Origin of the sequence: Microbacterium sp. B19 (genome assembly GCF_000333395.1) — a bacterium.
Lineage (GTDB): Bacteria > Actinomycetota > Actinomycetes > Actinomycetales > Microbacteriaceae > Microbacterium.
In genome coordinates this window covers 1-5,563 of record NZ_BADA01000203.1, presented here as the reverse complement: position 1 = coordinate 5,563, position 5,563 = coordinate 1, and the positions used below count along the sequence as shown (strand labels likewise).

At 71.4% G+C, this 5,563-nt stretch carries 7 protein-coding genes and 1 pseudogene; 5 read left to right on the top strand and 3 right to left on the bottom strand.

Features of this window, described 5'->3' with window-relative positions; all coding sequences use genetic code 11:
* Positions 1 to 345: hypothetical protein (locus tag I5G_RS25800; RefSeq protein ID WP_026095746.1), on the top strand; the 345-nt coding region annotated here is incomplete at its 5' end.
* A gap of 32 nt (positions 346 to 377) precedes the next feature.
* Here I5G_RS25800 and I5G_RS07580 read toward each other — a convergent pair.
* Positions 378 to 1,046 carry an alpha/beta family hydrolase gene (locus I5G_RS07580; protein ID WP_022878518.1) on the bottom strand — a complete coding sequence of 223 codons (669 nt, stop codon included), beginning with the start codon at positions 1,044 to 1,046 and terminating at the stop codon, positions 378 to 380.
* The gene (locus tag I5G_RS21260) at positions 1,043 to 1,810 is read right to left on the bottom strand and encodes a general stress protein (protein ID WP_022878517.1); all 768 of its coding nucleotides are present in this window, start codon (positions 1,808 to 1,810) and stop codon (positions 1,043 to 1,045) included. Before I5G_RS21260 ends, I5G_RS07580 begins: the two co-directional genes overlap by 4 nt.
* A 71-nt stretch (positions 1,811 to 1,881) precedes the next feature.
* On the opposite strand from I5G_RS21260, the gene I5G_RS07570 reads away from it, so the two are divergent.
* From I5G_RS07570 to I5G_RS07560, 3 genes are read left to right on the top strand one after another with little or no spacing between them, the layout of a single operon-like run.
* On the top strand, positions 1,882 to 3,201 hold the full coding sequence (locus tag I5G_RS07570; protein ID WP_022878516.1) for a magnesium transporter: 1,320 nt from the start codon (positions 1,882 to 1,884) through the stop codon (positions 3,199 to 3,201).
* Positions 3,201 to 3,734, top strand: coding sequence for a DUF1003 domain-containing protein (locus I5G_RS07565; protein WP_022878515.1), 534 nt, complete (start codon positions 3,201 to 3,203; stop codon positions 3,732 to 3,734). The genes I5G_RS07570 and I5G_RS07565 overlap by 1 nt, the downstream gene beginning before the upstream one ends.
* The gene (locus I5G_RS07560; RefSeq protein WP_022878514.1) at positions 3,731 to 4,882 is read left to right on the top strand and encodes an Mrp/NBP35 family ATP-binding protein; all 1,152 of its coding nucleotides are present in this window, start codon (positions 3,731 to 3,733) and stop codon (positions 4,880 to 4,882) included. Before I5G_RS07565 ends, I5G_RS07560 begins: the two co-directional genes overlap by 4 nt.
* Positions 4,883 to 4,884: 2 nt before the next feature.
* On the opposite strand, the gene I5G_RS07555 is transcribed toward I5G_RS07560, so the two are convergent.
* Positions 4,885 to 5,256: a twin-arginine translocase TatA/TatE family subunit gene (locus I5G_RS07555; protein WP_022878513.1), complete on the bottom strand. Its 372-nt coding sequence runs from the start codon at positions 5,254 to 5,256 to the stop codon at positions 4,885 to 4,887.
* Between the two features lie 71 nt (positions 5,257 to 5,327).
* Between I5G_RS07555 and I5G_RS07550 the strand changes: the two are divergent.
* Positions 5,328 to 5,563 (top strand): annotated as a pseudogene (locus I5G_RS07550) (methyltransferase); the annotation flags it as partial.

Genomic DNA, 5,563 nt, shown 5'->3' with positions numbered 1-5,563 from the left:
CCGGATCCCAAGGAGGTATCCAAGACTCCCGAATTCAAGCCATACCCCTGCGACGACGAGCTAGCGCTCGGGAATCAGCCGGGCGCGTTCTACACCGGGCAATGGAAGGTCTTTGTCGACGAGGACTTCGACGTCGCGGCGTTCGTTCAGAGCATTCCCGAGGTCCTCGGCGAACAGTGGACCGAAGCGCCGCTCGGTCTTCCGCTCAGCTTTACTCAAGTTCGTCTGGTTCGAGACTCCCCGCGAATGACACTGACCGTCGAGGAATCGCTCCCCGGCGACCGGAAGGCCGTGGAGCTGCTCGGTATTTCGCGCTGCGGCTCCGACGAACTTAGGAAGCCATGAGTGAGATTCGGTCCTCAGGCGCGCGCCCCGGTTCACAGCCCCCGCACGAACTCCCCCACGACGCCTGCCAGCCCGGCGCCGATCTCCTCCGCCGGCCGCCGCTTCCCCTTCACGGCGAACGAATGATCGGCCCCTTCGATCCAGTGGACGCGCGCGTCGTGGCACGTCGCGACGACGTCATCGAACTGCTCACGTGGGGCGATGAACGGATCGTTCTCCCCCTCGACGAAGAGCTGCGGGACGGAGATCCGCGGCAGGTGGTCCGCGCGGGGCTTGTCCGAACGGCCGGGCGCATGCAGCGGATACCCGAGGTACGCGAGCGCTCGGGGCGTGACGGCTCCCTCGGCGGCGGCGACGGAGGCCATGCGCCCGCCGTACGACTTGCCGACCGCGACGAAGGCACCGACGCCCTCGGATTCGAGCCACGCCTGGACACCCGCCCACGTGGCGACGGCATGGGCGGCGGGGCCTGGCATCCGTCGTCCGGCCTCCACGTACGGGAAGACGAACCGGAGCACCGCGATGCCTGAGCCGGACAGCGCCCCGGCGAGACCCTCGAGGAACGGGTGGGTCATCCCGGCACCCGCGCCGTGTGCGAGCGCGATCGTGGCGTCCGCGCCCGGGACGGCCGCCCACAGACCCGACACCTCGGTCTCCCCCGTCGGCAGCGCCACGGGGATGCGGACGGGACGGGGCGTCACCGGTCTTCGCGCGGTGTGCCGGAGTGCGCGTCGGACTCCCCCGAAGCCGGAGTCTCCGGCGCGGCGCCCGAAGAGGGCTCCGGCGCGGACGGCGTGCCGGCGTCAGGCGCCGCCGCCGGCGGGGCGATGCGCTCCCCGTACCGCGGCGGCTCATCGTCGGCGGGGCGCGGAGGCACCGGCGGACGCGGAGGCACTGCGGGCGCCGCCGGGCCGGGAGTCGTCACACGCTCGCCGTACTGCGGCGGGGCGGCGTTCGTGGGGGCCGGGGGCCGTACGACCTCGGTACGGATCGCGCCCGACGTCCCGAGGATCCCGCGGGCCTTCGCCAGGCTCGACGCTGCGACGAACACGTCGTAGTGGTCGGCGGCCACCTGCGTGACCGACGCGAAATCGCGGCGACGCCGCAGGAGCGAGTACGTGCCGAGGCTCAGCAGCATGCCGAGCGCCATGCCGACCAGCAGCACCCCGACGAAGGCCGAGATCTGCGCGTTCGGCGTACCGAGCACGAAGATGAAGGCGAACAGCAGGCCCAGCATCAGACCGTTCAGGGCCCCGGAGCGTGCCGCCGTGGCATAGCCGAGACGACCGGTGATCCGCTCCATCGACCGCAGTCCCGTGCCGACGATCGTGATGTCCCGAGCGGGAACCTCCCCCGCGATGAGGGCGGACACGGCCTTCTGCGCGTTCTCGTACTTCGGAAACGACGCGACCGCTTGCCCGAGATCGTCTGTTCCCGTGCCGGCGGGTCCCCCGAACATGCTCATTTCACCATCTTGTCACGCGGCCCTGTGGGCCCGATGGATGCCCCCGACAGAACGCGGACTACGCTGGGACGGTGAGCACGCAAAGGGTTTTCGTCGCCCGCTTGGCGGGCTGCACGGTGTTCGATCCCGCGGGAGACCGCCTGGGAAAGGTGCGCGACGTCGTGGTGATCTACCGCGCCTCCGCCGCACCGCGCGTCGTGGGCCTCGTCGTCGAGATCCCCGGACGCCGACATGTGTTCGTGTCCATCGGCCGCGTGACATCCATCCAGTCCGGCCAGGTCATCACGACCGGCCTCATCAACGTGCGCCGTTTCCACCAGCGCGGTGGTGAAGTCCGCGTCATGGCGGAGATGCTCGGCCGTCGCGTGCACCTCGTGGACGGCTCCGGCGACGCCGTCATCGAAGACGTCGCGATCGAGCGCAACCGCCTCGGCGAATGGGACGTGGGTCAGCTCTTCCTCCGTCGCCCGCGCACGAGCGCGTCGCCGTTCGCGAAGGGCGCGACGACGTTCGCGGCGTGGAACGACGTGCGTGAGCAGCAGACGCCCGGGCAGGCGCAGTCCGCCGAGCAGCTCGTCGCGACGTACTCCGACCTGAAGCCCGCCGACCTCGCGAACACCCTCCTCGACCTGCCCGAGGAGCGTCTCATCGAGGTCGCCGAAGAGCTCAGCGACGACCGCCTCGCCGACGCCCTCGAGGAGATGCCCGAGGACGAGCAGGTCCACATCCTCGAGCAGCTGGGCGACGAGCGCGCCGCCGACATCCTGGATGCCATGGAGCCCGACGACGCGGCCGACCTCCTCGGCCAGCTGCCGGAGTCCCGCTCCGAGCAGCTCCTCGAGCTCATGGAGCCCGAGGAAGCCGACGACGTCCGCGCCCTGCTGCAGTACGGCCCCGACACCGCCGGTGGTCTCATGACCCCCGAGCCGATCGTGCTGTCGGCGGATGCCACCGTGGCCGAGGCCCTCGCGCTGATCCGCCGCCACGAGCTGCACCCCGCGCTCGCGGCATCCGTGTTCATCACGCTCCCGCCGTACGAGACGCCGACGGGTCGCCTGCTGGGCACGGTGCACTTCCAGCGCATGCTCCGCTACCCGCCGCACGAGCGGCTCGGCGCGATCATCGACGACACCCTCGAGCCGGTGCCCGCCGACGCATCGGCGGCGGAAGTCGCGCGCCTGCTCGCGAGCTACAACCTCGTCTCTCTGCCAGTCGTGGATCAGGCGCACCGACTCGTCGGCTGCGTCAGCATCGACGACGTGCTCGACTACCTGCTGCCCGACGACTGGCGCACGCACGACAGCGACGATCCGAAACCCAAGACGACGATCAGACCGCCCGCGACCGCGAGCATCCCCCAGATCCCCATGCAGACCCCGAGGAGGCGCTGATGGCACGTGCACAACGACAGACCGCCCTCGACGCCCCCCGCGGACGCACGGGGATGCTGGCGCCGCGCGCGCCGCAGCCCTCGCGCGACCGCTTCGGCCGGTTCACGGAGTGGGTCGCCCGCGCCATGGGCACCCCGACGTTCCTGCTGTCGCTCACGCTCTTCTGCGTCGTGTGGATGGGGTGGAACTCGCTCGCGCCGGACACCTGGCGTTTCGACTCCGCCGACATCGGCTTCACCGCGCTGACCCTCGTCCTGTCGCTCCAGGCGTCGTACGCTGCCCCGCTCATCCTGCTCGCGCAGAACCGCCAGGACGACCGCGACCGCGTGCAGATCGAGCAGGACCGGCAGCGCGCCGAGCGCAACCTCGCCGACACCGAGTACCTCGCCCGCGAGATCGTCGCGCTGCGCATGGCCGTGCGCGACCTCACCGACGAAGTGATCACGAAGGAGAGCCTGCGTGCCGAGTTGAAGGCCGCGCTGGAACGCCTGGACGACCACGACAGCGCCGAACCGAAACCGGCCACCCCGTGAGCGCGGCGGTCGCCGACCGCGTGCGCGCCGCGGTCGCCGCCGTCACCGATCCCGAACTGCGCCGTCCCCTCGGCGAACTCGACATGCTGCGCGATGTCGCCGTGCGCGACGGCGTCGCGCAGGTCGGGATCGCCCTGACGATCGTCGGCTGCCCCGCCGCGGACCGCATCGAGAGGGACGTCCGCGCCGCCGCGGCATCCGTCGACGGTGTCTCCGGGGTCGAGGTCGCCGTCGGCGTGATGTCGCCGGACGAACGCCGCGCACTCACCGAACGCCTCCGCGGCGGCCGCGCGGCGCGCGAGATGCCCTTCGGCCCCGACTCCCTCACACGCGTCATCGCGGTCACGAGCGGCAAGGGCGGTGTCGGCAAGTCGACGCTGACCGCGAACCTCGCGGTCGCGCTCGCGGCCCGGGGCCTGCGCGTCGGACTCGTGGATGCCGATGTCCACGGCTTCTCGATCCCGGGTCTGCTCGGCCTGGTCGATGCGGACGGGTTGCCGCCGGCTCCGACGCGCCTGGACGACCTGATCCTCCCGCCCGTCGCGTATGGCGTGAAGGTCATCTCGATCGGCATGTTCCTCCGCCGCCCGGGCGAGGAGGCCGCCGGCGCCGTCGCGTGGCGCGGGCCGATGCTGCACCGCACCGTGCAGCAGTTCCTCACCGACGTGTACTTCGGCGACCTCGACGTGCTGCTGCTCGACATGCCGCCGGGCACGGGCGATGTCGCCATCTCGGTGGGTCAGCTGCTCCCCCACGCCGACGTGCTCGTCGTCACCACGCCGCAGGCTGCAGCCGCGGATGTCGCCGTGCGTTCCGGCCTCGTCGCACGACAGACCGGCCAGACGCCGATCGGCGTGATCGAGAACATGGCGGCGATGGTCCTCCCCGACGGGACATTGCTCGACCTGTTCGGCTCGGGTGGCGGCGAGACGGTGGCCCGCGCGCTGTCGAGCGACGGCGTGGACGTGCCGCTGCTGGCATCCGTTCCGCTCAGCCCCGCCCTGCGGACCGGAGGTGACGACGGGCGCCCGGTCGTGATCGCGCGGCCCGACGACCCCGCGTCGATCGCGATCGACACGGCTGCCGCGGCGCTGGCGGTCCGTCCGAGGGGACTGCCCGGTCGGGCTCTGCCGTTGCGCGTGAGCTGAGGTCAGGTCGCTTCGTCGTCGAATGGCGGCGACTCGCCGGCGACGAACGTCGGCTTGTCGGCCGCCGCCTGCGTCGCGAGGGCGGCGGCACCGGCCGCGCGCATCGTCGCCGTGGGCGTGTCATCGAGCAGGGCCTCGCGGATGATGCGGCGCGGGTCGTACTGACGCGGGTCGAGCTTGCGCCAGTCGACCTCGTCGAACTCTGGCCCCATCTCGTCGCGCATGCGCGTCTTCGCGCCCTGCATCGTCTCTCGCGCGCGCTTGGTCAGCCGCGCGAGGCTCTCGGCGTACTTCGGGAGACGTTCGGGGCCGATGATGAGGGCGGCGATCACTCCGATCAGCAGAAGCTTCTCGATGGTCAGCCCGAAGAACATGGATTCAGATTACCCGCCGCGCCTCGACCGCCGACACGGGCCATCCGTCTAGCCTGGGCGAGGAGGTCCACGTGAGCGGTTACGAGGCGAACGAGCGGTTCGTGCAGGAGTCGACGGTCGAACCCGAGCACATCGCCCGCGCTCGCGCGCACGCGCTGGAGCTGGGTGCGGCCCCGATCAGTCCCGCCGTCGGCGCGCAGATCGCGGTGCTCGCGGCCGCCTCGCGAGCCCTCAACGTGGTCGAGGTCGGCACGGGCGGCGGGGTATCCGGACTCTGGCTGCTGCACGGCTCGCCGCGCGCGACCCT

Bases quoted from the DNA above. Each gene is read 5' to 3' on its own strand.
- I5G_RS21260 (WP_022878517.1), bottom strand. From the start codon at position 1,810: ATGAGCATGTTCGGGGGACCCGCCGGCACGGGAACAGACGATCTCGGG.
- I5G_RS07565 (WP_022878515.1), top strand. From the start codon at position 3,201: ATGGCACGTGCACAACGACAGACCGCCCTCGACGCCCCCCGCGGACGC.
- I5G_RS07555 (WP_022878513.1), bottom strand. From the start codon at position 5,256: ATGTTCTTCGGGCTGACCATCGAGAAGCTTCTGCTGATCGGAGTGATC.